30 protein-coding genes are annotated in these 24339 nt (G+C 66.8%); 16 read left to right on the top strand and 14 right to left on the bottom strand.

Translation table 11 applies throughout. The features are described 5' to 3' along the window. The first annotated feature begins 1 nt into the window (after position 1). From zwf to pgl, 3 genes are read left to right on the top strand one after another with little or no spacing between them, the layout of a single operon-like run. Positions 2 to 1564 (top strand): glucose-6-phosphate dehydrogenase, encoded by a 1563-nt coding sequence (zwf, locus tag ACFXIV_RS04390; protein ID WP_379401862.1) that lies wholly within the window; start codon positions 2 to 4, stop codon positions 1562 to 1564. Further along, complete coding sequence (gene opcA, locus ACFXIV_RS04385) at positions 1561 to 2469, top strand: glucose-6-phosphate dehydrogenase assembly protein OpcA (RefSeq protein WP_379401861.1); 909 nt, start codon at positions 1561 to 1563, stop codon at positions 2467 to 2469. The genes zwf and opcA overlap by 4 nt, the downstream gene beginning before the upstream one ends. Continuing rightward, positions 2462 to 3196: a 6-phosphogluconolactonase gene (gene pgl / locus ACFXIV_RS04380; protein WP_379401860.1), complete on the top strand. Its 735-nt coding sequence runs from the start codon at positions 2462 to 2464 to the stop codon at positions 3194 to 3196. Before opcA ends, pgl begins: the two co-directional genes overlap by 8 nt. Before the next feature lie 86 nt (positions 3197 to 3282). Here the strand turns inward: pgl and ACFXIV_RS04375 are convergent, their stop codons facing one another. After that, the gene (locus ACFXIV_RS04375) at positions 3283 to 4701 is read right to left on the bottom strand and encodes a wax ester/triacylglycerol synthase domain-containing protein (RefSeq protein WP_379401859.1); all 1419 of its coding nucleotides are present in this window, start codon (positions 4699 to 4701) and stop codon (positions 3283 to 3285) included. 320 nt (positions 4702 to 5021) lie between these two features. Here ACFXIV_RS04375 and ACFXIV_RS04370 point away from each other — a divergent pair, with 320 nt between their 5' ends. Continuing rightward, positions 5022 to 5816: a hypothetical protein gene (locus ACFXIV_RS04370; RefSeq protein ID WP_379401858.1), complete on the top strand. Its 795-nt coding sequence runs from the start codon at positions 5022 to 5024 to the stop codon at positions 5814 to 5816. Between the two features lie 59 nt (positions 5817 to 5875). Here ACFXIV_RS04370 and ACFXIV_RS04365 read toward each other — a convergent pair whose 3' ends face one another. Continuing rightward, positions 5876 to 6925 carry an Lrp/AsnC family transcriptional regulator gene (locus ACFXIV_RS04365; protein WP_379401857.1) on the bottom strand — a complete coding sequence of 350 codons (1050 nt, stop codon included), beginning with the start codon at positions 6923 to 6925 and terminating at the stop codon, positions 5876 to 5878. Positions 6926 to 7030: 105 nt separating this feature from the next. On the opposite strand from ACFXIV_RS04365, the gene ACFXIV_RS04360 reads away from it, so the two are divergent. Next, the gene (locus ACFXIV_RS04360) at positions 7031 to 8194 is read left to right on the top strand and encodes a lactate 2-monooxygenase (protein WP_379421210.1); all 1164 of its coding nucleotides are present in this window, start codon (positions 7031 to 7033) and stop codon (positions 8192 to 8194) included. A 4-nt stretch (positions 8195 to 8198) separates the two neighbouring features. Here the strand turns inward: ACFXIV_RS04360 and ACFXIV_RS04355 are convergent, their stop codons facing one another. Next, a complete protein-coding gene (locus ACFXIV_RS04355; RefSeq protein WP_379400246.1) occupies positions 8199 to 9596 on the bottom strand; it encodes an amidase in 1398 nt (465 codons plus the stop codon). A 131-nt stretch (positions 9597 to 9727) separates the two neighbouring features. After that, the gene (locus ACFXIV_RS04350) at positions 9728 to 10699 is read right to left on the bottom strand and encodes an alpha/beta fold hydrolase (RefSeq protein ID WP_379400247.1); all 972 of its coding nucleotides are present in this window, start codon (positions 10697 to 10699) and stop codon (positions 9728 to 9730) included. Between the two features lie 53 nt (positions 10700 to 10752). On the opposite strand from ACFXIV_RS04350, the gene ACFXIV_RS04345 reads away from it, so the two are divergent. Genes ACFXIV_RS04345 through fadD8 form a run of 3 tightly spaced genes read left to right on the top strand, consistent with a single transcriptional unit; the run spans position 10753 to position 14470 of the window. Then, complete coding sequence (locus tag ACFXIV_RS04345; protein ID WP_379400248.1) at positions 10753 to 11601, top strand: SDR family NAD(P)-dependent oxidoreductase; 849 nt, start codon at positions 10753 to 10755, stop codon at positions 11599 to 11601. A 43-nt stretch (positions 11602 to 11644) separates the two neighbouring features. Then, entirely contained in the window at positions 11645 to 12838 is a 1194-nt protein-coding gene (locus ACFXIV_RS04340; RefSeq protein WP_379400249.1) for a Nonspecific lipid-transfer protein, read from the top strand. A 24-nt stretch (positions 12839 to 12862) separates the two neighbouring features. After that, on the top strand, positions 12863 to 14470 hold the full coding sequence (fadD8, locus tag ACFXIV_RS04335; RefSeq protein WP_379400250.1) for a fatty-acid--CoA ligase FadD8: 1608 nt from the start codon (positions 12863 to 12865) through the stop codon (positions 14468 to 14470). A gap of 19 nt (positions 14471 to 14489) precedes the next feature. Here fadD8 and ACFXIV_RS04330 read toward each other — a convergent pair whose 3' ends face one another. Beyond that, positions 14490 to 15155, bottom strand: a complete 666-nt coding sequence (locus tag ACFXIV_RS04330; protein ID WP_379400252.1) for a DUF1361 domain-containing protein — start codon at positions 15153 to 15155, stop codon at positions 14490 to 14492. A gap of 147 nt (positions 15156 to 15302) precedes the next feature. On the opposite strand from ACFXIV_RS04330, the gene ACFXIV_RS04325 reads away from it, so the two are divergent. Both ACFXIV_RS04325 and ACFXIV_RS04320 read left to right on the top strand, forming a co-directional pair. Next, entirely contained in the window at positions 15303 to 15590 is a 288-nt protein-coding gene (locus ACFXIV_RS04325; RefSeq protein ID WP_354846545.1) for a hypothetical protein, read from the top strand. After that, the gene (locus ACFXIV_RS04320; protein ID WP_354846543.1) at positions 15583 to 15924 is read left to right on the top strand and encodes a hypothetical protein; all 342 of its coding nucleotides are present in this window, start codon (positions 15583 to 15585) and stop codon (positions 15922 to 15924) included. Before ACFXIV_RS04325 ends, ACFXIV_RS04320 begins: the two co-directional genes overlap by 8 nt. An 84-nt stretch (positions 15925 to 16008) precedes the next feature. Here ACFXIV_RS04320 and secG read toward each other — a convergent pair whose 3' ends face one another. Next, a complete protein-coding gene (secG, locus tag ACFXIV_RS04315) occupies positions 16009 to 16242 on the bottom strand; it encodes a preprotein translocase subunit SecG (RefSeq protein ID WP_040858416.1) in 234 nt (77 codons plus the stop codon). 282 nt (positions 16243 to 16524) lie between these two features. Here secG and ACFXIV_RS04310 point away from each other — a divergent pair, with 282 nt between their 5' ends. Together ACFXIV_RS04310 and ACFXIV_RS04305 are read left to right on the top strand one after the other, a co-directional pair. Next, the gene (locus ACFXIV_RS04310; RefSeq protein WP_379400253.1) at positions 16525 to 16857 is read left to right on the top strand and encodes a hypothetical protein; all 333 of its coding nucleotides are present in this window, start codon (positions 16525 to 16527) and stop codon (positions 16855 to 16857) included. Then, positions 16854 to 17180, top strand: coding sequence for a hypothetical protein (locus ACFXIV_RS04305; protein WP_379400254.1), 327 nt, complete (start codon positions 16854 to 16856; stop codon positions 17178 to 17180). The genes ACFXIV_RS04310 and ACFXIV_RS04305 overlap by 4 nt, the downstream gene beginning before the upstream one ends. Here ACFXIV_RS04305 and ACFXIV_RS04300 read toward each other — a convergent pair. From ACFXIV_RS04300 to ACFXIV_RS04290, 3 genes are read right to left on the bottom strand one after another with little or no spacing between them, the layout of a single operon-like run. After that, positions 17174 to 18019: a helix-turn-helix domain-containing protein gene (locus tag ACFXIV_RS04300; protein ID WP_379400255.1), complete on the bottom strand. Its 846-nt coding sequence runs from the start codon at positions 18017 to 18019 to the stop codon at positions 17174 to 17176. The two genes, ACFXIV_RS04305 and ACFXIV_RS04300, sit on opposite strands and share 7 nt — an antisense overlap. After that, positions 18019 to 18549 (bottom strand): DUF6879 family protein, encoded by a 531-nt coding sequence (locus ACFXIV_RS04295; RefSeq protein WP_379400256.1) that lies wholly within the window; start codon positions 18547 to 18549, stop codon positions 18019 to 18021. The genes ACFXIV_RS04300 and ACFXIV_RS04295 overlap by 1 nt, the downstream gene beginning before the upstream one ends. After that, the gene (locus ACFXIV_RS04290; protein WP_379400257.1) at positions 18530 to 18859 is read right to left on the bottom strand and encodes a hypothetical protein; all 330 of its coding nucleotides are present in this window, start codon (positions 18857 to 18859) and stop codon (positions 18530 to 18532) included. The genes ACFXIV_RS04295 and ACFXIV_RS04290 overlap by 20 nt, the downstream gene beginning before the upstream one ends. Before the next feature lie 237 nt (positions 18860 to 19096). On the opposite strand from ACFXIV_RS04290, the gene ACFXIV_RS04285 reads away from it, so the two are divergent. The 4 genes from ACFXIV_RS04285 to ACFXIV_RS04270 all read left to right on the top strand — a co-directional run bounded on the left by ACFXIV_RS04285 (position 19097) and on the right by ACFXIV_RS04270 (position 21059). Continuing rightward, positions 19097 to 19354 carry a helix-turn-helix domain-containing protein gene (locus ACFXIV_RS04285; RefSeq protein WP_379400258.1) on the top strand — a complete coding sequence of 86 codons (258 nt, stop codon included), beginning with the start codon at positions 19097 to 19099 and terminating at the stop codon, positions 19352 to 19354. Then, entirely contained in the window at positions 19351 to 19740 is a 390-nt protein-coding gene (locus ACFXIV_RS04280; RefSeq protein ID WP_379400259.1) for a hypothetical protein, read from the top strand. The genes ACFXIV_RS04285 and ACFXIV_RS04280 overlap by 4 nt, the downstream gene beginning before the upstream one ends. Before the next feature lie 217 nt (positions 19741 to 19957). Then, the gene (locus tag ACFXIV_RS04275; protein ID WP_379400260.1) at positions 19958 to 20239 is read left to right on the top strand and encodes a hypothetical protein; all 282 of its coding nucleotides are present in this window, start codon (positions 19958 to 19960) and stop codon (positions 20237 to 20239) included. A gap of 124 nt (positions 20240 to 20363) precedes the next feature. After that, positions 20364 to 21059 (top strand): DUF4352 domain-containing protein, encoded by a 696-nt coding sequence (locus ACFXIV_RS04270; protein WP_379400261.1) that lies wholly within the window; start codon positions 20364 to 20366, stop codon positions 21057 to 21059. 73 nt (positions 21060 to 21132) lie between these two features. Here the strand turns inward: ACFXIV_RS04270 and ACFXIV_RS04265 are convergent, their stop codons facing one another. From ACFXIV_RS04265 to ACFXIV_RS04245, 5 genes are all read right to left on the bottom strand, one after another. Further along, entirely contained in the window at positions 21133 to 21933 is an 801-nt protein-coding gene (locus tag ACFXIV_RS04265; protein ID WP_379400262.1) for a hypothetical protein, read from the bottom strand. A gap of 109 nt (positions 21934 to 22042) precedes the next feature. Continuing rightward, positions 22043 to 22396 carry a hypothetical protein gene (locus tag ACFXIV_RS04260; RefSeq protein ID WP_379400263.1) on the bottom strand — a complete coding sequence of 118 codons (354 nt, stop codon included), beginning with the start codon at positions 22394 to 22396 and terminating at the stop codon, positions 22043 to 22045. Positions 22397 to 22398: 2 nt separating this feature from the next. Continuing rightward, the gene (locus tag ACFXIV_RS04255) at positions 22399 to 22713 is read right to left on the bottom strand and encodes a hypothetical protein (protein WP_379400264.1); all 315 of its coding nucleotides are present in this window, start codon (positions 22711 to 22713) and stop codon (positions 22399 to 22401) included. 71 nt (positions 22714 to 22784) lie between these two features. Next, positions 22785 to 24029, bottom strand: coding sequence for a hypothetical protein (locus tag ACFXIV_RS04250; RefSeq protein ID WP_379400265.1), 1245 nt, complete (start codon positions 24027 to 24029; stop codon positions 22785 to 22787). Then, on the bottom strand, positions 24029 to 24334 hold the full coding sequence (locus ACFXIV_RS04245; RefSeq protein WP_379400266.1) for a hypothetical protein: 306 nt from the start codon (positions 24332 to 24334) through the stop codon (positions 24029 to 24031). Before ACFXIV_RS04245 ends, ACFXIV_RS04250 begins: the two co-directional genes overlap by 1 nt. Positions 24335 to 24339: the final 5 nt, after the last annotated feature.

Below are 24339 nucleotides of genomic sequence, written 5' to 3'. Positions count from 1 at the left end.
GGTGGCAGGCGCGGCGACGACGGTCGCGACGCCGAACCCGCTGCGCGATTCACGCGACAGCCGGGTTCCGCGCATCGCTGGACCGTGCAACGTGGTGATATTCGGCGCAACCGGCGACCTGTCGCGCCGCAAAGTGCTGCCGGCCATCTATGACCTGGCGAACCGGGGGCTGCTGCCCCCGGGCTTCTCGCTGGTCGGCTTCGCGCGCCGGGACTGGACCGATGAGGACTTCGCGAACCTGGTTCACGAGTCGGTGTCCTCCTCGGCGCGCACTCCCTTCCGGGAGGAGGTGTGGCAGCAACTGAAGGCGGGTCTGCGTTTCGTTCGCGGCACCTTCGAGGACGACGCGGCCTTCCACAAGCTGGCCACCACCCTCAAGGATCTGGACCGGGATCGCGGGACGGGCGGCAATACCGCCTTCTACCTGTCGATCCCGCCCAGTGACTTCCCGATCGTGCTCGAACAGCTGTCGAAGAACGGACTGGCCAAGCCCTCGGATTCGCCTGCGGGACAGCCCGATCCGTGGCGGCGGGTGGTGATCGAGAAGCCCTTCGGGCACGACCTGAAGAGCGCCCAGGAGCTCAATGCCCTGGTGAACACGGTGTTCCCGGAGCGTTCGGTGTTCCGCATCGACCACTACCTGGGCAAGGAGACGGTGCAGAACATTCTGGCGCTGCGCTTCGCCAACCAGCTGTGGGATCCCATCTGGAACGCCAACTACGTGGACCATGTGCAGATCACCATGGCCGAGGACATCGGCCTGGGTGGTCGCGCCGGCTACTACGACGGCATCGGCGCGGCCCGCGACGTCATCCAGAACCACCTGCTGCAGCTGCTGGCGCTGACGGCCATGGAAGAGCCGGTGAGCTTCCAGCCCAAGCAGCTGCAGATCGAGAAGATCAAGGTGCTCTCGGCGACGAAACTCGTCGAGCCGCTCGACGAGACGACGGCACGCGGCCAGTACACCGCGGGCTGGCAGGGCAGTGAGCCGGTGGTGGGCCTGCTGCAGGAGGAGGGTTTCGACCCCAACTCCCACACCGAGACCTACGCGGCCATCACCCTGGCCGTGGAGACCCGCCGCTGGGCGGGCGTGCCGTTCTATCTGCGCACCGGAAAACGGCTGGGCCGCCGCGTCACCGAGATCGCGGTGGTGTTCAAGCGGGCCCCGCACCTGCCGTTCGACCAGACCATGACCGAGGAGCTCGGGCAGAACGCGCTGGTCATCCGGGTGCAGCCGGATGAGGGCATCACCATGCGATTCGGGTCCAAGGTGCCCGGGTCGTCGATGGAGGTGCGCGACGTGAACATGGACTTCAGCTACGGCGAGGCCTTCACCGAGGACTCCCCCGAGGCCTACGAGCGGCTGATCCTGGATGTGCTGCTCGGGGTGCCGTCGCTGTTCCCGGTCAACGAGGAGGTCGAATTGTCCTGGCGCATCCTCGATCCCGCGCTCGTGCACTGGGCCGAGACCGGCAAGCCCGACCCGTACGAGGCGGGCGGCTGGGGCCCGGAATCCGCCGACGAGATGCTCGCGCGCAGCGGGCGGGAATGGCGGCGGCCGTGATCATCGACATGCCCGACACCGACACCCGCGAGGTGTCGAAACGTCTTGTGCAGCTGCGGGAATCCAATGGCGTGGTGACCATGGGGCGGGTACTCACCCTGGTGGTGTGCACGCTGGACAGTTCCGAGGCCGAGGACGCCATCGACGCCGCCAACGACGCCAGCCGGGAGCACCCGTGCCGGGTGATCGTGCTGGCGCGCGGTGACCGCATGGCTCCGACCCGGCTGGATGCGCAGATCCGCGTCGGCGGTGACGCCGGGGCGGCCGAGGTGATAGTGCTTCGGCTGCAAGGGGATCTGGTGCCGCACGAGTCGAGTGTGGTGATCCCGTTCCTGCTGCCCGACACCCCCGTGGTGGCGTGGTGGCCGCGGGGCGCGCCGGAGTTCCCGTCCAAGGATTCGGTGGGCCGCCTGGCGACCCGCCGCATCACCGACGCGACCTTCGCCTCGGATCCGCAGGAGACCATCAAGGGCCGGCGGCAGTCCTACGCGCCCGGCGACACCGATCTGGCGTGGAGCCGGGTCACCTACTGGCGGGCGCTGCTGGCGGCGGCGCTGGACGAGGCTCCGTTCGAACCCGTCGAGTCCGTGACGATTTCGGGCCTGCAGGAAGAGCCGGCGCTCGACATGCTGGCGGGCTGGCTGGCCGCGCGGCTGGACTGCCCGGTATTGCGGCGCACCGGCGAGCTCAAGGTGGAGATGCACCGGCCCACGGTGTCGATCTCCATTGCGCGTCCACAGCACGGCCGCACCGCGACGCTCACCCGGACCGGGGAACCCGACCAGAGTTTCGCGCTGGCCCGTCGCGAGACCAAGGACTGCCTGGCCGAGGAACTGCGCCACCTCGACGCGGACGACATCTACGCCGAGGCCCTCACCGGAATCGAAAGGGTGACCTATGAGTAAGCCCGCCGTCGAAACCTTCGCCACCACCGACGAACTCGTCCAGGCCGCGGCCGCGAAGTTCGTCGCCCAGGTGGTGGAGGCGCAGCGTCTGCGCGGCTCCGCCTCGGTGGTCCTGACCGGTGGTGGCACCGGTATCGCCCTGCTGGAATGGGTCCGCAAGGCCCCCGGCGACATCGACTGGTCCAAACTCGACGTCTTCTGGGGCGACGAGCGTTTCGTCCCCACCGGCGACGCCGAACGCAACGAACTCCAGGCCCGCCGGGCCCTGCTGGACCACGTCCCGGTCGACCCGGCCCGCGTCCACCCCACCGAAACCTCCAGCGGCGACTACCCCGACCCGCTCGAGGCTGCCGGCGAGTACTCGGCCACCGTCCACGCCCACCTGGCCGAACACGGCGCCTTCGACCTGCACCTGCTGGGCATGGGCGGTGAGGGCCACATCAATTCGCTGTTCCCCCACACCCCCGCCACCCGCGAGGAACACGAACTGGTTGTGGCCGAAACCAATTCGCCCAAGCCACCCGCGGTCCGCATCACCCTGACCCTCCCCGCCATCCGCAAGTCCCGTCACGTGATGCTCATCGTCTCCGGCGAGGCCAAGGCCGCCGCAGTGGCCGCCGCGCTGAACGGAGCGTCCCCCCTGGACATTCCGGCCGCCGGCGCGATCGGCACCGAATCCACCACCTGGCTCCTCGACGAGACCGCTGCCACCGACCTTTCCCACTGAACTCGGCCCTGCACAGGGTGGAGCCAACCGAACGCCACCTGGTTTCTCGTGTCGTCGAGTCGTGACGACCGGGTCGGCTGACACCCTCAGGGAACGTCGGCGGTTCCGTCCGCATGCTCCGGCAGTGCCGGTTCGGCGGGCGGGCGGTCCGTGGAGCCGTCCACGTCGGCGAGCCGCAGGACCGTCTCGAAACCCGTTGCGAGGCAGTCGGTCAGCAGGGCGGGGTCGGGAACGGCAGCGGTGTCGGTGTTGATGGCTACGCAGCAGATGCCGACATGGGTGGTGAGGGTGATGTTGAAGGCGGTGCCGATGGTGGGGCCGAAGGCGTACATGCGGTCTATGCGGGCGCCTGCGAAGTAGAGGGGAACCGGGGAGCCGGGCACATCGGAGGCGACGAAATCGATGTGCTTGAGCATGCCGGTGACGAACGTGACGGGGAGGCGGTTCAGGGCAGCCGCGATCGCGCCGGAGAGTGGGATGGCGGGTTCCTGGCGCTCACCGGCGATGGCGGTGTCGAGGGTGCGCATCAGGTCGGCGGTTTCGGGGATACCGAGCGGGAGTGCGAAGCGGAGCAGCGTGATTCGGTTACCGCCGAGCGGGTCGTCGGGGCGGCGCAGGCTGACGGGCATGGTCAGGCGCAGATGGTCGACGCCGGTGCCGAGACGGCCGTGATAGGTACGCAGGCCGATCAGCACCGCGGCGAGGAAGGCATCATTCATGGTGCAGTCGACGGCGTGGGCGGCGCGGTGCAGGTGATCGGCTGGGACGTCCAGCACCATAAGGCGGCGGCCGAGGCCGCGCCCGGTCATCACCGGGGACAGGGTCGCGGTCACCGGGCTGACCAACCGGGCCACCGAGGCCGCCATGTTCACACCGTCGCGCACGGCGCGCACCGGGTTCGACAGCGCGCGCCGGGCGAGAGCCGGCACGCCGGACAGTCCCGCACGAGCCAGCGCGACGCCGACGCTCCAGTTCCAGGCCGCGATATCGCGGAGCCCGCCGCCGGGCCCGGCCGGAATCTCGGGCAGCGCCCCGCGGTCGGAGCCGGCCCGGTCGAAGTCGAGGATCTCGGTGGCCAAGCGGATTCCGCCGATGCCGTCGGTGAGGCTGTGATGCAGGGTCAGCACCACCGCGCTTCCCCCGCCGGACATGCCGGTCAGCAGCGTCATCCGCCACAGCGGGCGGATCGGATCGAAGGCTGTCATCGCCTCGGTGCCCGCGAACTCGAGCACGGTGGCCAGATCCGCCGGCCGAACCAGCGCCGCCCGGCGCAGGTGCCAGTGCACGTCGAAGTGCGGGTCGTCGGCCCAGCGCGGCGGCGCCAGCCCGAACGGCACCGGCACCGGCCGCTGCCGCAGTTTGGGCACCACCCGGGTGCTGCGATCGACGATGCGCACCAGGCGATCCCACTCGGGCTCGGTGTCCAGCAGCAGCACTGTGACGATTGTCGAGCGGAGCACCGGGTCCTGTTCCATGCTCCACGTGAACAGATCCGACTGCGACATGTGAGTTTCCCGTGGCCCCATCGCCGATCACCTCGAACGCCTTGCCTCGCGTACCGCGCGGCATCCGGTTCTCATCTGAGGACGCTATCGCGGGTCCCGGTGAGCAAATAGGGTCCATGGCCGACGACCGCATGGGCTAAAGACACCTGACCCACGGACCACGACACCACCCGGCTTCCGGGGCTGGCCACTGGCTCGAGCCGTGCGTGAGCCGACGCCCCGGGTTCGAAATCGGGTAGTTCACTACTCGCGAGCTCGGGGCCGGATCAGCCTAGCGTCGGGCGCAGGCGTCGAAAGGTTCGGCGTGTGAAGGGGAAGCGATGATCGACATCATCACGTTGCGCGGCACCGGGGAGCAGCGGAACGGCGACGGGACGCCCGCGGGCATGCTGCACGATGTCACCAAACTGCTGGATACGGATAAGTTCAGCTGCTTCGAGCCGGATTGGCCCGCGTCCATCGGGCCGGATCCGGATACGTGGGGGCCGTCGCTGGACACCTCGGTGCGGTTGGGGGTGGCGGCGGGGGTCAAGGCGTTGCAGGATTCGCCGAATGTGTGTGGGCTGATGAGTTATTCGCTGGGTGGGATCGTGGCGAGCACGATTCTGCAGGGCGTGCGCGCGGGTATCTACACCAATGTCGACGGGTCGCCGTTGGAGATCGCGTTCGTGGTGAATATCGCCAATCCGATGCGGCGGGCGGGGCAGTCGGTCGGGAATCTGTGCCCGGCAACGACGTACGGGCTGCACGGGCAGCGCGGGGCGTGGCCGCTGGGGATGGATGTGCGGGAGTACGCGAATCCCGGCGACATCATCACCGCCTCCCCCGCCGATTCGCCGCTGCGGGCCATCGATACCGCGATTTCTCCGTTCTCGCTGGTCGAGGGGGCGCGGATCGGAAATCTCACGCCGGTGATCTTCCACGAGCTGCTGGAGTTCCTGATGCAGAATCCGGTGGCGAACCTGGATCGGTACGAGGCGGCGGTGCGGGGGCTGATCGGGTATCTGACGCCGTGGCCGGACGGGCAGCACGTGCTGTATTCCGGGCACAATATGCCGGGCACGGGCATGCTGTGGACGACCCATGCGGCGGAGTACCTCAACGCGAACTTCTGAGACGTCTCGGCCGACAGTTGGCGTCCACTTGCCGGGCGCCGGTGACAGATTGCCGGTTCTCAGTGCGAATCACCCTGTGCCGGTGCAGTTTCCCGCCAGATGTCGGGCGGCACCACGATACGGGAGCGGCCGTGGCGGTCGAGGATGCGGCCGAGTAGTTTCTCGTGCCGCAGGGTGATGGTGCGTTCGGTCACGACGAGCTCGGGATGCAGTGTGGCGATCTGGTTTTCGAAGCGGGTGACCTCGGCGACCGAGTGCAGTCCGGCCTGCAGCACCAGATTGTGGGTGCCGCTGACGGCGGCGCAGTTGCGGGTCTGCGGGAGCCGGATGAGCCCGTAGCCGATCTCGGGCAGCGCGGCGGTGGGCGCGGTCGCCCAGAAGGTGACCGCGACCGGCCAGCCGCCCAGCGGGCGCGCGAAATCGCAACGGAAGCTGAGCAGTCCGAGCCGGGTGAGCTCGTCGATGCGGCGTTTGACGGTGGAGGCGCTGGTGTCGAGGGCGGCGGCGAGGACGCTGTGCGCGGCACGGCCGTCGCGGGCCAGTGCGCCGATGAGGGCCCGGTCCAGCGAGGTGACGCGGCGGCCGCGGTCGGCCCCGGCCGCGGCGGGCGGGGTGCGCAGCTGGTCGCGCTGGCCGGGGGCCAGGGCGTCGATGCGCCAGCTGCCGCCCTCGGCGAACCAGTGGGTCACGATGCGGGTGCGCACGGCCGCGATGTGCGGGACGGCCGGCAGCACGTCGAGGGTGTAGCGCGACATCTGCCCGAAATCGCCGGTGGCGACGGTGGCGAGAATGCGGTTGCTGCCACCCGCGCGTTCCAGGGTGAGCATGTGCGGGTGCGCGGCCAGGGTGGCGACCACCGCGTCGGTCTGCCCTGCGGCGCAATCGATGTCGACGAAGGCGGCGCACAGCAGATCGAATACCGCCGGGCCGGGTGAGACGCTGATCCAGGCCTCACCGCGGTCACTGAGCCGTTGCCAGCGGCGGGCCACGGTCACCGGGTCCACGCCGAGCACCCGTCCCAGGTCGGTCCAGGAGGCGCGGGGCCGCAGCTGCAGAGCGTGGATGAGCGCCAGCTCCTCCTCGGTCAGCAGTCTGACGTCATCCTGCATGGTCCGGCACCCTCTGCTCGTATCCTGCGATTCACCCGTGTCCGATGCCAAGTCTCGCACAATCGCAGTGTCGCTTTCGGCAGAGACGGAACTGGAGAGTGCGTCGTGGCATTCGGTGATTTTCAGAACGAGATCTACTTCAACGGGTTGCGCGGCGTGGTGCCGGCGCTGCCGGTGAGCTTCGCGGAGCTGGCCGAGCGGGCGCAGGCGGCGCTGCCGCCGTCGGTGTGGTCGTATGTGGCGGGCGGCGCGGGCGACGAGCGCACCCAGCGGGCCAATGTGGCGGCGTTCGATCGGTGGGGCGTGATTCCGCGCATGTTCGTGGGCGCGAAGCAGCGTGACCTGTCGGTGGAACTGTTCGGAAGCACCTGGCCCGCACCGGTTTTCATGGCGCCGGTGGGTGTGATCGGCCTGTGCGCGCAGGACGGGCACGGTGATCTGGCGACCGCGCGGGCCGCGGCGCGCACCGGCGTCCCCATGGTGGCGTCCACGCTGAGCGTGGATCCGATGGAGGACGTGGCGGCCGAATTCGGTGACACCCCCGGCTTTTTCCAGCTCTACACGCCCACCGACCGGGATCTGGCCGCCAGCCTGGTGGAGCGGGCCGAGCGGGCGGGGTTCAAGGGCATCGTGGTCACCCTCGACACCTGGGTGACCGGCTGGCGGCCGCGCGATCTGTCCACCGGTAACTTCCCGCAGCTGCGCGGGCACTGCCTGGCCAACTATTTCACCGATCCGGTGTTCCGGGCGAGCCTGGCGCAGTCGCCGGAGCAGGATCCGCAGTCGGCCGTCCTGCGCTGGATCCAGGTCTTCGGCAATCCGCTGACCTGGGCGGATCTGCCGTGGCTGCGCTCGCTGACCAAGCTGCCGCTGATCGTGAAGGGCATCTGCCACCCCGAGGACGCGCGTCGCGCCCGGGATCTGGGCGTGGACGGCATCTACTGCTCCAATCACGGTGGCCGCCAGGCCAATGGCGGGCTCCCGGCGCTGGACATGCTGCCCGAGGTGGTGGCCGCCGCCGAGGGGCTGCCGGTGCTGTTCGATTCCGGGGTGCGCTCGGGCGCGGACATCATCAAGGCGCTGGCGCTGGGCGCGTCCGCGGTCGGCATCGGCCGCCCCTACGCCTACGGGCTGGCGCTGGGCGGCGCGGACGGCATCGTGCACGTGCTGCGGACGCTGCTCGCGGAGGCGGATCTGATCATGGCGGTGGACGGGTATCCGGCGCTGAAGGATCTGACGCCCGAGGCGTTGCGCGCGGTCTCGGTCTAGTTCGTCACTGCTCGATGCGGCGGAAGGGGTGGGCCGATTCGAGGGCGTAGGCGAGTTCGAGCAGGGTGCGTTCGTCGCCGTGGAGGGCGGAGAACATCACCCCGATGGGGAGACCGGACTCGGATGCGCCCATCGGGAGCGAAAGGGCCGGGGCCCCGGTCACATTCGCGAACGGTGTGTAGGTGACATAGTCCAGCAGGCGGCGGAACACCTCGTCGAAGGGCTGACCGGGGCTCAGGTAGCCCAGGCGGGGTGTGAGGCTCGCCAGCACCGGGGACACCACGAGTTCGACGTCGTGGAAGGAGGCCGCGTACGCGCGGCGGAGGCGCGAAAGCCGGTACAGCACAGCGGGTGAGCGCAGGGCGGAGCCGCGGAAGCGGGCGGCCAGGCCACGGGTGAAGGGATCGAGGCGGGCGGGGTCGAAGGACCAGCCGAAGCTCAGTTTGCCGGTGTGGCTGCCCAGGAAGGCCAGCATCGCCCAGTAGGTGGCGAAATCCTCGGCGAAGCCCCGGTCCACCGGGTAAGGGATGGGCCGCACCTCGTGGCCGAGGCTCTCCAGCAGCGCGACGGTCTCTTCGAGGACCGTGCGAATCTCCGGGTCCAGGGTTGCCCCGGTGATGGGATCGCTGAGGAGGCCGATACGCAGCCGCCGCTGGGCGGGCCCCTCGACGAGCCCGATCGGCGGCAGCGCGGGATTGCGCCAGAAGCGTTCGGCCGCCGCGAAATAGGTGGCGGTATCGCGGACCGTGCGGGTGAGCACGCCCTCGGAGACCAGGTTGATCGGCATGGAACGAGCCTGCGGGCCGTCGATGTGACGGCCACGCGTCGGTTTCAGGCCGACCAGCCCGCAGCAGGCGGCAGGAATCCGAATGGAACCGCCACCGTCATTACCGTGCGCGATCGGCACCGCACCCGCCGCGACGAGGGCGGCCGAACCACCCGAGGAGGCGCCCGAGGAGAACCCGGTGTCCCACGGATTGGGGGTCGGTTCGGCATCGACGAATTCGGTGGTGGCGTTCAACCCGAACTCGGGCAGGGTGCTCTTCCCGAGCACGGTCAGACCGGTGCCCAGGAACTGTTTCGCGAAGGGTCCGTGCGCCTTCGCCGGCCGGGCCCGCCAGGCCGCACTGCCGTGCTGGGTCGGCAGCCCGGCCACGTCGGTGTTGTCCTTCACGAAGGTCGGCACACCGTACAGCAGCGCCTCCCGATCCCCCGAGACCAGCGGCGTATCCGCCTCCACCACAACCGCGTGCAACACCGGATCCACCTGGGCAACTCGCTCGCGGGCCGCCTTGGCAACCTCGGCCGCACTCAACTCACCGCTGCGGATCAGCGCGGCAATGGCCACTCCGTCATGCTCGCCGAGCGCGTCATCGCCGAAAGCGTGAACTCGAACTGCCATGAACCGGGCCTCCTGATCGACAACACCCGATATCTGCCTGACGGTACGCCCCTCACTGGACGCACGAACAGCAGGATCCTCGAATCGGCCGGTGACCGGGCCCGGTGTCCGCGGCCACCGGTCGAGTCGGGTTACGCCGGGAGGCCGAGGCTCTTCAGGGCATCGGTGAGGAAGGTGTTGACCGCGTCGGGGCGCTCGAGCTGGACCAGATGGCCCGCGGCCGGGACCTCGACGACCTCGCGGAGGTCGGGGACGTTGGCGCGCAGGGTGGCCAGGGGGTCGCGGCCGCTGAAGCCCTCCATGTCGGGGTCGTTCTGGCCGTAGAGGAAGAAGGTGGGGACTTCGACCTTGGCGTCGGCATAGGCGGCGGTGAGTTCCCAGTTGCGGTCGAGGTTGCGGTACCAGTTGAGGCCGCCGGTGAAGCCGGTGCGCTCGAAATCCTGGACCAGGGTGTCGAATTCGGTTTCCGAGAGCCACGGCCAGGGCAGGGCGGGCGCCTGCGGGAGGACGTCGAGGTAGCCGAGGCCGGGCGGGTTCTTCCAGGTGTCGAGGTAGTGGTAGTCGCCGGAGAGCGAGTAGTAGACACGGGCCAGGAAGCCGCGCGGGTCCGCGGCGAGTTCGGCGTCGGCGATGCCGGGGGTCTGGAAGTAGGACAGGTGCAGGAAGTGGCGTTCGGCCGCCTTCGTCCAGAAGGCCGACGGGGCGCGGGGCGGGCGCGGGGCGAACGGGTTGTTCAGGACCATGGCGGCGGCCACCCGCTCGGGGGCGCGCAGACTCAGCTCCCACACCAGCTGCGCGCCGAAGTCGAGGCCGACGAAGACCGCCTGCTCCGCGCCGATGTCGTCGAGCAGGGCCATGAGGTCGCCGATGACGGCGGCATTGGTGTAGGCCTCGGGGTCGGCGGGCGCCTCGGTGCGGCCGTATCCGCGCAGGTCGGGGGCGAGGGCACGGTAGCCGGCCGCGGCGACGGCGTCGAGCTGGTGGTGCCACATGAACCAGGTGTGCGGAAACCCGTGACAGAAGACGACCGGGAAGCCCTCGCCCTGATCCGCGACGTGCATGCGGACCTCCCCGGTGTCGATCGTCCGATGCGTCAGTTCCACTCCGCCTCCAATTTCTAGAACACGTTCCTATTTCAAGGTAATGTCCAGAGGTCGTGAGCGAAATACCCAAGATTCTCGCCGGAAAGGTCGCGGTGGTGACCGGCGCCAGCCGCGGCATCGGCAAGGGCATCGCCCTGGAGCTGGGCGCGGCCGGGGCGACCGTGTACGTCACCGGGCGCACCGTCACGGCCGGGCACCTGCCGGGCACCGTGGCCGGGACCGCCGCCGAGATCGATGCCCTGGGCGGGATCGGGGTGCCGGTGGTCTGCGATCACCGTGACGACGCGGCCGTGGAGAAACTGTTCGCGCAGGTGCGTGACGAGCAGGGCCGGCTCGATGTGCTGGTCAACAATGTCTACAACTCCCCCGCGTCGGCACGCTGGATCGGCCGCAAGTTCTGGGAGGTACCGCCGAAGGCGTGGGACGAGGGCTTCGATATCGGCGTCCGATCCCATTACGTGGCAAGCGTTTTCGCCGCGCCGCTGCTCATCGAGTCGCAGGGCCTGATCGTGAGCGTGTCCTCCCCCGGCGCGATCCGCCAGATGCACAACGCGGTCTACGGCGTCGGCAAGGCCGCCGTGGACCGGCTCACCGCCGACATGGCGCACGACCTCGACGGCACCGGCGCGACCGCGGTCTCGATCTGGCCGGGCATCGTGAACACCGAACTGCTGCAGTTGGTTCCGGCCGACGCGCAGGGCCGCCGCCTGGTCACCCTGCCCGGCGAGGGCACCTTCGATCTCGACCAGGCCGAGACCCCGCACTTCGCCGGCCGCGCCGTGGTCGCGCTGGCCGCGGATCCGGATCGCCTGGCGCGCACCGGAAAAGCCTGGAAGGTCGCCGACCTGGCCGAGGCCTACGGCTTCACCGACCTCGACGGCCGCGTCCCGCGCGCCGACTAGACATCACGAATTACGTTCCCGAAGAACAGGAGTGGACAACCCTATGCGACGCGTTTTCGTCGTCGGCGTGAACATGACGCCGTTCGTCAAGATCGGTTCCCGCGAGTGGACCTACCCGGAGATGGTCGCCGAGGCCGTGAACGGCGCGCTGAAGGACGCGGGCGTCACCTACGACCAGGTGCAGCGCGCCGCGGTCGGCTACGTCTTCCAGCCCTCGGCCGCTGGCCAGCGCGCCCTCTACGACATCGGCCTGACCGGCATCCCGATCGTCAATGTGAACAACAACTGCGCCACCGGTTCCACCGCGCTCATGTTCGCCCGCGAGTGGGTGGCCGCCGGCATCACCGATGTGGCCCTGGCCGTCGGCTTCGAGCAGATGACCAAGGAGGCCATGGCCGGCCCGGCCACCAAGCCCAAGGTCACCACCGTCGACGCGCACCTGAAGGTGAACAGGGAGCACTTCGAGTTCTCCGCCGCGCCGATCACCACCCAGTTCTTCGGCAATGCCGCCATCGAGCACATGAAGCGCTACGGCACCACACCCGAGCAGCTCGCGGCGGTCGCGGTCAAGAACCACGAGCACTCGACCCGGAACCCGCTGGCGCAGTTCCAGGATGCCTACACCCTCGAGCAGGTCCTCGGCGACAAGCCGGTACACGGCCCGCTGACCCGCTCGCAGTGTTCGCCCATGTCCGACGGCGCGGCCGCCGCGGTCGTGGTGAGCGAGGAGTTCGTCAAGGCCAACGGCCTCGAGGGACAGGCCATCGAGATCCTGGCCCAGGAGCTGGCCACCGACGACGGCACCTCCTTCTCCACCGGTTCCATGATCGATGTGGTGGGCGCGCCCATGACCCGCGCAGCGGCCTCGAAGGTGTTCTCCCGCGCCGGAATCGGCGTCGCCGACGTCGATGTGATCGAGCTGCACGACTGCTTCTCCATCAACGAGCTCATCACCTACGAGGCGCTGGGCCTGTGCGGCGAGGGCGAGTCGGGCGCGCTGATCGAGTCCGGCGCCACCACCTACGGCGGCACCTGGGTGGTCAACCCGTCGGGCGGCCTGATCTCCAAGGGCCACCCGCTCGGCGCCACCGGCCTGGCCCAGTGCACCGAATTGAGCTGGCAGCTGCGCGGACTCGCGGGCGAGCGGCAGGTCGCCGGCGCGCGCACCGCGCTGGCGCACAATCTGGGCCTGGGCGGCGCGGTGGTCGTCACCCTGTACGCGGCCCACACGGCGTGACCATCGGACGGAGTTGAGAATCCCATGACCACACTCGATCCCGACACCATGCTGCGGCTGCCGGTGCACAACGGCCACGCCCTGGTGGCCGGGCTGAAGCGGCACCGCAACCGCCCGGTGCTCACCCTCGGCGACCACGTCCTCACCGGCGGTGAGGTGCTCGACGGCATGAGCCGCTACATCGACGCCTTCGCCGAGCACGGCGTCACCACCGGCACCCCGGTCGGCGTGCTCGCGCTGAACCGGCCCGAGGTGCTGTTCACCATCGGCGCGGGCCAGATCGTGGGCTCCCGGCGCACCGCCCTGCACCCCATCGGCGGCCTCGACGATCACGCGTATGTGCTTGCCGACGCAGGCATTTCGACGCTCATCCTGGATCCGGTGCCCGCGTTCGTGCAGCGCGCCCGGGAACTGGTCGACATGGTGCCGACGCTGACCAAGATCCTGGTGCTGGGCCCGGTGCCCGAACTGCTCGCCGATGTCGGCGTGGACCTGCTGGCGACCGCCGACAAGTACGAGCCGCGTCCGGTGGAGGCGGTGGAGCTGCTGCCCTCCGACGTCATCTCCATCAGCTACACCGGCGGCACCACCGGCAAGCCCAAGGGCGTGATCGGCACCGCGCTGACCATGAACACGATGACGCAGATCCAGCTCTCGGAGTGGGAGTGGCCCAAGCGGCCCAAGTTCCTGATCTGCACGCCGCTCTCGCACGCGGGCGCGGCGTTCTTCCTGCCGGTCGTGCTGCTGGGCGGGCAGTGCGTGGTGCTGCCGCGCTTCGACGCCGGAGAAGTGCTGCGCGCCATCGAGGAGCACAGGATCTCGGCGACCATGCTGGTGCCGTCCATGCTGTACGCGCTGCTCGATCACCCGGATTCCAAGACCCGGGACCTGTCCTCGCTGGAGACGGTGTACTACGGGGCCTCGGCCATCGACCCGAATCGGTTGCAGGAGGCCATCGATCGCTTCGGGCCGATCTTCGCCCAGTACTTCGGGCAGTCCGAGGCGCCGATGGCGATCAGCTACCTGGGCAAGGACGAGCACGACAAGGAGCGGCTCACCTCGTGCGGGCGGCCCTCGGTCGCGGTCCGGGTGGCGCTGCTCGACGGCGAGGACAAGCCGGTTCCGCAGGGTGAGGTCGGCGAGATCTGCGTCTCCGGGCCGCTGCTCGCCGCCGGCTACCTGAATCTGCCGGAGGTCACGGCCGATACGTTCAAGAACGGCTGGCTGCGCACCGGCGATCTGGCCCGCCAGGACGAGGACGGATTCCTGTTCATCGTCGGGCGGTCCAAGGACATGGTCGTCACCGGCGGGTTCAATGTGTTCCCGCGCGAGGTGGAAGACGTTGTCTCCGAACACCCGAAGGTGGTCACCGTCGCGGTGGTCGGTGTGCCGGACGCACATTGGGGCGAGGCCGTGACCGCCGTGCTGGTCCTCGACCCCGCCACCGCGGCCGATCCGGCCGCGATCGAGGTGGTCACCGCCGAGATCCAGGCCGCGGTCAAGCAGCGCAAGGGTTCGGTGCAGGTGCCCAAGCACGTGGTGGTGATCGAGGAGCTGCCGCTGACCGGGCTCGGCAAGCCGGACAAGAAGGCGATCCGCGTGCTGGCTCAGGAGCGCCTGGGCATCGCCTGATTTCCCCGTGGGCGCTCGGCTAGGCGAACTTCCGGGTTCGGATCAGCCGGGCGCCCCGGCGGGCGCTGTCGACGCCCGCCTCCACCACGGCCCGGGTCACGAAGTGCCCCAGGGCCGTTGCCACGAACATGGCCGCGATCAGCACCGGTGCCCAGTTCCAGCTCAGCGCCAGCATCATGCGATCGAAGGTGCCGCGCGGCTGCACCACCGGCTCCCAGCTGTTCAATCGCACCCAGCGGCCCAGGAAAACGCCTACCGCGCACAGCAAATGGATCGCGAGCGTCACCGGGGTGCGCCACGCGCCCAGCCCGCGCGCCTCCAGGAAGCGGCCCAGCTCGGCCAGCACCAGGTAGTAGGCGACGAAACCGGAGGCGATGAACGCGCCGTAGACCGGCAGGATCGTCGTCACCACCGGGCCGTTGCCGGCCGCGCGGATGTCGTCGCGCAGGTGCACCAGATCGGTCACCACATACGGCGCATTGGGCAGGAACAGCAGCAACAGCACCAATCCGCCCCACCACACCGGCGAAATCGGTAGTCGCCGTTCGTCATCGCGCGCGCCGCGGAACACCAGTAGCGCCAAAGCCACCGGGATCCAGGCCAATACGGTGTTCCACACCATCCAGAACAGATTCCGGTCCAGCACCCCCGCAAGGCTCGGCGCGACCGTCTTCACCGGGTCCATTCGTTCATGATGCCGATCCCGGCGCGGCGCGTCATGCGAGTTGGCAACACCCTTTGGCAACACTCCTGCCACCGACCCGCCCGCGCTGTCCACGACAGGTTGGTCGACAGGTGGCGACCAGCTGTTTTACGATCGTATTATGCGGCCGTGGGATATGAGATTCCCGAGTGGGCCCTCGACGTCGCGGCCCGGCTCGGCATCGCACCCGAGGAGATCATGCGGGTCCTGACCGGCCCGGGCCGGCGCTGGCCGCGACCGGTGCGCGGGACGGGCGGGCTGCCCGCTCTCATGATCATCGGCCGCACCGGCGCGGGGCAGCCGCTGGCGGTGGTGGTGCGTCCGCTGTCGCAGTGGGACCAGCAGGTCGTCGGCGTCCGGCCGGTGACCGGAAGGCTTCTCGCCCAGTTCGAACAATGGGAGGCGGACCATGACTGACTATCCGGACAAGGGCTACCCGCACACGGCCGACGAAGCCCGCGACTTCCTCGACAGCCTCACCTTCGACGAGGACGCCCCCGAACCCGACCTTCCCGGCCCCGACACCCCGGTCACGGTGCTGCGCACGGTCCGGCTCCCCTACGCCATGGATCAGCGCATCCGCGCCGAGGCCGACCATCGCGGGGTGAGCATGTCCGACCTGATCCGCGACTTCCTCACCATCGAGCTGGCCGCCCTCGACGACGACACCCCCATCAGCCGCGCCGACGCCCGCCGGGCCCTCAGCGCCGCCCTCGCGAATCTGTCACCCGTGCAACGTCATCCGCGGTGACCCTGCCGCACACGACGAACCCTGCACGCACGACGAATCGCCCGGGCACCGATGTGGTGCCCGGGCGATTTCAGGAGCTTGGGGCTAGGAGAACTTGATTTCGAGGCCGATGCCGAGAATGGAGATCAGCCAGATCAACCCGAGGAAGATCGTGATGCGATCGAGGTTCTTCTCGACAACAGTGGACCCCGACAAGCTCGACTGCACACCACCACCGAAGAGGCTGGACAGACCTCCGCCCTTGGCCCGGTGCAGCAGCACCAGCAGCACCAGCAGCACGCTGGTGATAACGAGGAGGATATCCAGGAACATCCGCATTTCAGGGAGTATAGGCGGTCGTCAGGGGTGCTTTTGACCAACCCCCTGGTGAGGGGCACGTCCGAGCGACGTGTCCCGGACCGTCCCAGAGTGTCCCGCACTGTCCCGCGAAATTGTGGCACAGGATCTGACACTTCCAGTCCCGCGATGTCCCGACGCTTGAGGCGCAGACCAAGATCATTTACTGCCCTTGTGTCTCGATGTGGACACAGTCCAGACCCCAAGACGGCAACCGCGCAGCAATTGGACAGGACCGGTCAACAAGGCGCTATCATCGCACGCATGTTCGAACACTGGCCGGATGAACTGGTGCCATCACTGAGGCGCGAGGTCCACCCACCTACCCCAGTGACGATCGACCTCGGCGCCGCAATCCCCACCGATGGCACCAAGTTCGGCGCCAACGAACTCCCCCTCCGCGTCCGAGCCGGCGGCCTCGAACTCACCGGACGCGTCGCTGGACTCCTTCACGCATGGGCACGCAGCCGCGACGGAGACTGGATCGCACTCGTATCCCTGACCGTCAAGACCAGTAACGGGCGTGGGTCGATAGAGATCCAGCAGTGGTGTTCCAAACGCGCTCTTCAGCCGAGAGAGGCGGACAAGGCGATATGAATGACGAACGCATCGTCACAATCGCAGCCCTGGTCCTCACCGCGCTCACTGACGAAGGCCACGACAGCGAGTTCGCCGCCTCCGACCTATGGCCGGCGGTCCGGCACAGCATCGACCCAAGCCCGAGCGTCGCCGAGATCAACCAAGCCCTGCAACTGCTTCAGCACCCGGACATCCAGGGCGTGATCGAAACCGCGGCAGGTCTCTACCGCCCCGCTCCAGACATCGATGACGCGATGGTGCGGCTGTACGACGACGAAGAGGACGACGTCGACGACTACGACCCGCGCTTCAGGACGACGTTTGCCGACGACCGCTACTGACTACGACCCTCACGATCTGCAATCGCCTTCCGGATCAGCATCCGAGCAGCGTCTCCCATAACAGACTGGGCCGCCAGAATGTCGAAGGCCCGCCCGTACAAAGCGATCTCACGAGGTTGGGTGATCGTGAGCTCAGCAGTGGCGCCCTCGACCTTGACCAGGCGATTGTCAAAGAGCACGAAGTTCTCGACCGCCGCACGCGCCTCCGCATCCATCGGAACGATCCCGAGGCTCACTCGCGACATCCCGATGATCGAATACAGACGGTCAAGCTGCCCGATCATGATGTCGTCGTTCCCAACAGTTGTGTGAAGTGCCTGCTCTGCAACAAGAAAGTGGAACCTGCGGCCCGCCCGGTACAGAATCTGTTGACGCTCCATACGCTTCGCCACGCCCGCGTCGACATCGTCAGGGAGGTGGTAAAACTCGACCGCGTACGCCAAGATCGACGCCGCGTAATCAGCGGTCTGAAGCAGTCCAGGAATGACTTGAGGTTGCCAGTTGCGAATCTGCCTGGCTGCCTTCTCGAGCTTGACGGAATGCTGCTGCCTCGAGCTGGTGCCGGTAGCAAGAAGACGTCGCCACTCGAGGTATGCGCCATCCAAATTGCGCAAGCTCGCGCGGAGTTCGGGAAGTTGATCTTCGGCTCCCGCTTGAGCACAGTAGGCCCTGAGGTCAGCCTCTGATGGCTTGGTCTTGCCGTACTCGATCTTCGAGACCTTCGACTCATGCCATCCTTCTCGGCGAGCAAGCTCTCGGCCAGTGACGCCCGCAGCGCGCCGCATCTCGCGCAGCCTCTGACCGAGCGCTTCTCGCTGCGCCTGAACAGAATCAGCCACTACACCGCAGAATCGATGTATTCAGCGAACGGTACAGCCAGCGGCCACAGGCGATCCTTCGCCGCCTTGCAGACAGCCGCTATCTGACGGTCGGTAGTGACGCCGGCTCCCGCTGGCCGTCCTTGCTCATCGACGAGGTTGAACGCCACCGTCGAGTCATCGAACAGCCACCAGTCATCGGCCGGCACGAGGTCCGCATCGACGAGATGCCGTGGCAGGTAACGGATGTCTTCACCCGACTGGATGTTGTCCTCGGTCTCGGTCAGCAGCCACCGCTGGTAGTCGCTGTGCGGAACCGTAACCACACGAACCCTCGTAACAGCAACTCCGCGACCGGCAACTTCCCGGATCAGTCCGTCCCATGCTGCCCACGACTCATCGTTCGGTAGCCGCGGCTCACCATTCAGAAACCGACGCACGGCTTCCATCTCGCCAGGAACCCCGTAGGTGTCTCGGACTTCCATGTGGAACGCGGACTTCGTTGCCTGACGAAAGAGTTCAGGCCAGACGCTACTCTGTCTCAGTTCCACCGTAGTAAGTCCTCCGAAGCTGCGGTACCTCGATCGCGGTCTCGTAGTCAGCCAGTGTCAACTTCGCCAGGGTGTCCGGCTCGGCGACTGGGCGACCCGAGAGCCGGAAGGTACCACGACCGGTGTCGATCATGGTTGCACCGATATATGTATCCGGTTCGGCGTAACCGAGTAGAACGTGTGGAATCTCGATCGTTTCCGGGGTGCCGGTCTTCCACCCCTGGACCAGATACGAGCTTTGGTCTGTGGCATACAGCGTTGGGCAGTCTCCGGACTTCGATCCGTTCTTGCCAAGAAAGCGGAGTTCCATTGTCCCTATCCTCCCGTCACGGGTGTGCGCTCCCTTGCCCACCCGAGCCCAGTATCGCTCGAACAGCACACTTTTGGAGGGAGTATTCAGCGGTTTGAGCAAGTACGAGCAAGTTCGTAGCCGATGCGGATTGCCCACTCGTAACTTCGAGACAGGCGCTCGGGGCTGGTGATCCTCGTCCCGGTCCTGAGCCGCCGACCAAGACGAGGACGACGAGGAACGACGAGGAGCAAAACGATGGCGCTCTCCGAATCAGAAGCGAAAGTGCTTGGGGCACTGTCCGCCCTGGGTTCACTCGAAACGCTCACAGTCCGACAGATCTGCCACGCAACGAAACTGACCGAGACGACGATCCATCGCGCCTTGCTGCGGCTGTCTCGCACCGGTCTCGTCGTGAGCGCACCGCATGGACCGACCAGGTGGCGGCAGACAGACCGCGGTCGAGTCGCGATCCACCAACCCCGGTACCGCGAGTTCGTAGGGGTGCAACCATGAGAAGGCAGGCCATCGGGTTCCTGCGCCGACACGTCTCCGGTGCGAACTGGCAGAACGATGAGGCGGCGATTCACGCTATCGCCGAGGAGTGCGACACGTCCGTTGCGCTTGTCGTCCTTGCCGATTCGGATCGCTGGGGTGACCGTCTGGTCAACCATCTGTTCAACCTCACCTACAGCGAGGACGCGGACGATCTGATCGTGCCGACGATCGACCATCTCGACGACAGCGAGCTGCGCGCGCTGGTGAAGATGGCCGATGTGATCTGCGTGGATACACGCAAGCGGTACACCGTCGCTTTGAAGGGCGAGGACGGGTACGACCTGGAGCAAGTTGTGGTCCACGACGCGGTCCCCCAGCAAGAGGTCTCACCGCTGGGGCAGTGACCCACAAATGAATCGAAAGGGGGTGATGAAGTGCAGATTCTCGAACCCGGGCCGAACGGAAACAGCCACGACAACTGGAACGTTGACCCGAACGCCGAAGAGGCCAGCAAGCAAGACACAGACGGCCGGAACAAGCGGTAGAAGCAACCGCGGGTCATCAGGTGCGCCACCCCCATGCCCTCGACGCGCCTGATGACCGAATCCTAGAAGGAGGAACATGAGCAGCGACCAGCCCAGTGGCGGCCGACCAGAACCTCTCCCCCCTCAGCCGACCACAGAGATCGTCGGCCCCTCTTCTGAATTGCAGTCGGTGTTTGCTGCGGCTGCTGCAGTCGCCAAGGGCGCGGGCAGGAAGAGGGTTGGCGTCGAGGATGTCATTTTGGCCCTGATCGACCACCCTGAACTGTGGCCTCGTACGGAGCTGTCCGCGTTGGGGTTTTCTCCCCGGAAGGTCGCTGATGCGCTTGTCACGAAAGTGATCCTGCGCGCACAGGACTGAAATGGCACGCTCTGTCAGCGACACCGACGTCCCGACCAGCTAGGCTCCCCCACGCGCTTGCAAAGAAGCAGCAAATACCCGCGCACCGCTGAACGCTGAAAACGCTTACAAGCCAGGGGAACTCGTGACCTACCCGCCACCACCGCAGGGACCACAACAGCCGTACTATCAGCCCGGCTACCCCGTGCAGCCGTATCCCATGCAACCACCGCCGAAGAAGAGCTCGAAATGGCTTTGGATAGTGCTTGCGACATTCATCCTGGCCTGCGGCGGCTGCAGCGGACTACTGGCCGTCGCAGGCAACAGCGGCGACAAGAGTAAAGCTGGATCCACAACCGCCGCAGCAGTCCAGCCAGCGGGCGCACCAGCAGCATCATCGGCTCCAGCAGCCACGTCGGCCCCGGCGAAACCCAAGAGCAACATCGCGCCGGCGGGAACTGCTGTGCGGGACGGGCAGTTCGAGTTCGTTGTCACCCAGTTCACGCAGGGAGACAAAGAGCTGGGGTCGGGTATGAGCCATGTGACTGCCCAAGGCGAATTCGCCCTCGTACACATCAAAGTCACGAACACCGGCAAGGCACAGCGTACCTACGACGCCGACAACCAGAAGGTCCTCGACGACCAAGGCCGCGAGTTCGGCCCAACGACAAGCGCTTTCGATCCCATACCGAACAACGGGAACTCATTCGGCGACGACCTCAACCCCGGATTCACTGTAGAACGCGTGATCGTGTTCGACGTTCCGGTTGGCACAATCCTCACGACTGCCGTTCTCCACGACTCAATGTTCTCCGGCGGAGCCAAAGCCGCACTGCGGTAGGAAAACCGACCCAACCCTGGAGACGACGAAATCTGCCCCGACCCAGAAGGGTCGGGGCAGACTTCTTTGTGGCTCAGGTGATCGTCACGTAGCTGCCTGTGCCGGTGTTGACTTGGAGAACGGGGGAGGCGGTGCCAGCGAATACCTGAACAGTGACAATGTCACCGTTCGCGACATCGGCCGTTCCGGTGAGGTCGACGTTCTGCGTCGCGGTGCTGCCGATGGTTTGGGCGGTTCCGGTCACCTTGGTCACCCCATTGACCAGCAATTTCACCGTGATCGTGTTCGTCCCGAATGCGGTGTTTGTGATCGACAGCCTCGTCGTGAGGGTGGCGCCGGACTTCGAACCCTGCGCTACGACGCCATCGCTGGACACCGTCGACCCCGGGTAAGTGGTCGTGTTAGCGGTCCAGGCTGGCACGGTCGTGTAGCTGGTCGGAACGGGGTTGTAGTTGCCGTTCTTGGTCATCCCGGACGGCTTGAACGTCGTCGCAGTCGCCGACAGGGTGCCAACTCCCGTGAATAGCGCTGCCGCTGAAGGGGTTCCGGCCGCGACGAGCGTGCCAGCACCGGAGAACGCCGCTGTCGCACTAGCGATACCCTGCGCGGACAGCGTCCCAGCACCGGTGAAAGGCGCTGTTGCAACAGCGACAGCGGTCGCAGACAGGCTTCCAGCTCCCGCGAAGACGCCGGCGCCTTTGTTCGTAGGCACGATCAGAGTTCCGTCGCCCGTGAATGCCGCGGTAGCAACTGCGGCTCCCAAAGCAGCGAGGAGGCCAGATCCAGTGAAGATCGCGACCGCCTGAGGAACCGCGACCGCGGACAACGTGCCAGCGCCGGTGAACTGGACGAGCGGGGGTGGCACGTACAGCATGTCGTGTGTGAGAACGGATCTGGACCGGGTGGGCAGTGCGGATGAGGTGGAGCCGCGGGCTGGGAATGACGCGCGCCAGCCTGGGCGGCGTGGCAACTCGCTCATCGGCTCAGCTCAGCGCGAACTGCGGCGTGACCTTGATCGTGCCCGCTGCGTTGATCGTGATATTCGGGGACAGGCCGCACTTGTCGTAGAAGGTTCCGGAGGTCGACGCCGACCACAGGCCAACGTGCGTGTACGTGCCGGCGGGAGCAGTGAAGCTCAGTTCCGCCATGGTGAGAGCACCGCCAGTGCCGGAGGCCCAGGTGCCCTGAATGCGTACGTAGCCGCCGCCTGTGGCCTCATTGTTGCCCACAGTGGTCGGGTCCGAAGTGTGCAGTGACACCCAGACCGTGGATGCGCCGGAAAGGGTCTTGTAGGCGTCAGCCAGTACCTGGCGAGTCGTCGCAATAGCAATGGACATGATTACTCCTGGCGCGCCACTTGCCCGCGGTACCAGCAGAAGTCGGCGCCGTCGTTGTAGCGGAAGTAGATGCGGAAATCCGCTGGGAGAGGGATGGTGTCGGCGACCGTCGAGGAGACCGTCCAACTGGCCGCTGATGCAGATACCGACGCGGACCAGGTTGCGAGTACGGCTCGGCTGCCGGTGGCGTAGAAGATGAGGTCGACAGTCGTGCCTGGCGGGATACTCGCACCGTCAGGTGGGTAGATGTCGTGGATGAAATCCTGGCCGGGAACCAGCACAAGGGTTTCGATGATCGGTTCGTGGCCGATAGTCATAGGCGCCGCCTTAAGCGAATGAGAATTGGTGCGCGGCGGGCGTTTTCGCGGCTACACCGTGTGCCTTTTGATCAGCCGAGGCCGGAATAGATCTGGACGTCGTTCCACGAGGCGGAGTCATTGCCCGATCGGCGGGTCACCCGGAGTCCGGCGTACTGATTGGTCGCCGGGACGTCGGCATGGACATTGCCGATATACAGCTTCGGAACGCCGTTGATCTCGATCCAGCCGATTCCGTTGTAGACCGACACCGCGATGCGGTCGCCGGAACTTATAGCGATGCCGTAGTCGATCATCCGATAATCAGTGAAGGCCGGCTGGTCATCGGAGAGCGCCGATGTGAACCTCGACATGTAGATCTTGTTCTGGAAGATGTTCGCGGCGATCCCCTGCGTACCGGTCGCGTTCGAGCAGAGTACGAGGCCGTTGTCGGAAGCGGTACTGGGCGCGAGGTTTCCGCCGATCGTGGCCTCGACACGGACGCGCCCGGAGGTGAGCCCGGTGTCTCGGATCAGGCCCTTGCCGCCGTTGGTTGTGCCGGTCGTGGACCACGAGTTGGAAACAATCCCCGCGTTCGTGCCTACTTGGGTCCAGCCGTTGCCGACCGCGCCATCAGCCCGATTGAAGTCGTCGCTGAAGATCTGGTTCCAGACATTCTTCGACGGGATGGACGACGGCCGGTCGTAGTGGTCAACCCATCTCAGCCAGACATCACACAGGGCTGCGTCCAGGAATCGGACACACCTGCGGGTCGGGCCGAACGTGAAACCTGGGCTGAACTGCGCGGAACCAACATAGGTTCCGTTGATCCAAACCCGGACCCATTCGTCGTTGTCCACCCAAATACTCAAAGTCACCCACTGCCCGTAATAGGTGACCGGGGACGACCAGAGGATGTTGTTGCCGACTACCGACCAAGGGCTGTCGAACTGGGCATACTGCACCATCTCGCCGCCAGCGGCGGGCTGGTGGATAAGCCTGATCCCCGCGCAGTTTTGGAAAGTCGCGCCGATCTTGGACCATGAATCAGTGAAGTACACGGAGAAAACTTGGGCCGCCAAACCCTCCACCGGGAACCAGATTTCGGTTTCGAAACCCCAGTTCGGCGTGAACGGCTGATACTCGTAGCTCTCGCCGCCGGCATTGGTCGATCCCGCGTTGCTCGGGATGTGTAGCCAGTTTTCGGCAGTGAAGTTGCCGGGTGTGCCGTCGCCGAGGTGCACCCACGGCTGCACAACGGATTGGACCCCGTACTTGGTGAAGTTGTCGTACCAGCCGCCCCACGCGAGCGGGAGATTGCGGCGGAGCAGGAACATTACGGCTCGACCAGTCCGCTCACGGTCGCGTCCGGGAACGTCACCAGCAGGCCGCGCATCGAGTCCAGCATCTGCCGGATATGCCGCAGCCCCAGTCCATCGTCCGAAGTCAGCAGCGCCCGATACTCCTCTGGGTCGGCCTGAAGCTTCTGTTTCGCCTCATCGATCACGGCCACAACCGAATTGGCGGTAGCCATGTCGAGGACGGGACCGAACAGGCTCGCGACGGCCGCCTCGTACGGGGCGGGCACCTGGATGTGATCGGCCATCACGCCGCCGTTGGAGATGATCTCGAACTCTTTCACAGTGG

It is taken from the genome of Nocardia sp. NPDC059236 (genome assembly GCF_042754085.1).
Lineage (GTDB): Bacteria > Actinomycetota > Actinomycetes > Mycobacteriales > Mycobacteriaceae > Nocardia.
The sequence above is the reverse complement of the archived record's forward strand: the minus strand, read 5'-3'. Positions and strand labels throughout refer to the sequence as shown.

Coding starts and splice junctions, on each gene's coding strand:
- pgl (WP_379401860.1), top strand. CDS start 2,462: ATGAGTAAGCCCGCCGTCGAAACCTTCGCCACCACCGACGAACTCGTC.
- ACFXIV_RS04375 (WP_379401859.1), bottom strand. CDS start 4,701: ATGTCGCAGTCGGATCTGTTCACGTGGAGCATGGAACAGGACCCGGTG.
- ACFXIV_RS04370 (WP_379401858.1), top strand. CDS start 5,022: ATGATCGACATCATCACGTTGCGCGGCACCGGGGAGCAGCGGAACGGC.
- ACFXIV_RS04365 (WP_379401857.1), bottom strand. CDS start 6,925: ATGCAGGATGACGTCAGACTGCTGACCGAGGAGGAGCTGGCGCTCATC.
- ACFXIV_RS04355 (WP_379400246.1), bottom strand. CDS start 9,596: ATGGCAGTTCGAGTTCACGCTTTCGGCGATGACGCGCTCGGCGAGCAT.
- ACFXIV_RS04340 (WP_379400249.1), top strand. CDS start 11,645: ATGCGACGCGTTTTCGTCGTCGGCGTGAACATGACGCCGTTCGTCAAG.
- fadD8 (WP_379400250.1), top strand. CDS start 12,863: ATGACCACACTCGATCCCGACACCATGCTGCGGCTGCCGGTGCACAAC.
- ACFXIV_RS04330 (WP_379400252.1), bottom strand. CDS start 15,155: ATGGACCCGGTGAAGACGGTCGCGCCGAGCCTTGCGGGGGTGCTGGAC.
- ACFXIV_RS04320 (WP_354846543.1), top strand. CDS start 15,583: ATGACTGACTATCCGGACAAGGGCTACCCGCACACGGCCGACGAAGCC.
- secG (WP_040858416.1), bottom strand. CDS start 16,242: ATGCGGATGTTCCTGGATATCCTCCTCGTTATCACCAGCGTGCTGCTG.
- ACFXIV_RS04310 (WP_379400253.1), top strand. CDS start 16,525: ATGTTCGAACACTGGCCGGATGAACTGGTGCCATCACTGAGGCGCGAG.
- ACFXIV_RS04305 (WP_379400254.1), top strand. CDS start 16,854: ATGAATGACGAACGCATCGTCACAATCGCAGCCCTGGTCCTCACCGCG.
- ACFXIV_RS04290 (WP_379400257.1), bottom strand. CDS start 18,859: ATGGAACTCCGCTTTCTTGGCAAGAACGGATCGAAGTCCGGAGACTGC.
- ACFXIV_RS04285 (WP_379400258.1), top strand. CDS start 19,097: ATGGCGCTCTCCGAATCAGAAGCGAAAGTGCTTGGGGCACTGTCCGCC.
- ACFXIV_RS04280 (WP_379400259.1), top strand. CDS start 19,351: ATGAGAAGGCAGGCCATCGGGTTCCTGCGCCGACACGTCTCCGGTGCG.
- ACFXIV_RS04275 (WP_379400260.1), top strand. CDS start 19,958: ATGAGCAGCGACCAGCCCAGTGGCGGCCGACCAGAACCTCTCCCCCCT.
- ACFXIV_RS04265 (WP_379400262.1), bottom strand. CDS start 21,933: ATGCTGTACGTGCCACCCCCGCTCGTCCAGTTCACCGGCGCTGGCACG.
- ACFXIV_RS04260 (WP_379400263.1), bottom strand. CDS start 22,396: ATGTCCATTGCTATTGCGACGACTCGCCAGGTACTGGCTGACGCCTAC.
- ACFXIV_RS04255 (WP_379400264.1), bottom strand. CDS start 22,713: ATGACTATCGGCCACGAACCGATCATCGAAACCCTTGTGCTGGTTCCC.
- ACFXIV_RS04250 (WP_379400265.1), bottom strand. CDS start 24,029: ATGTTCCTGCTCCGCCGCAATCTCCCGCTCGCGTGGGGCGGCTGGTAC.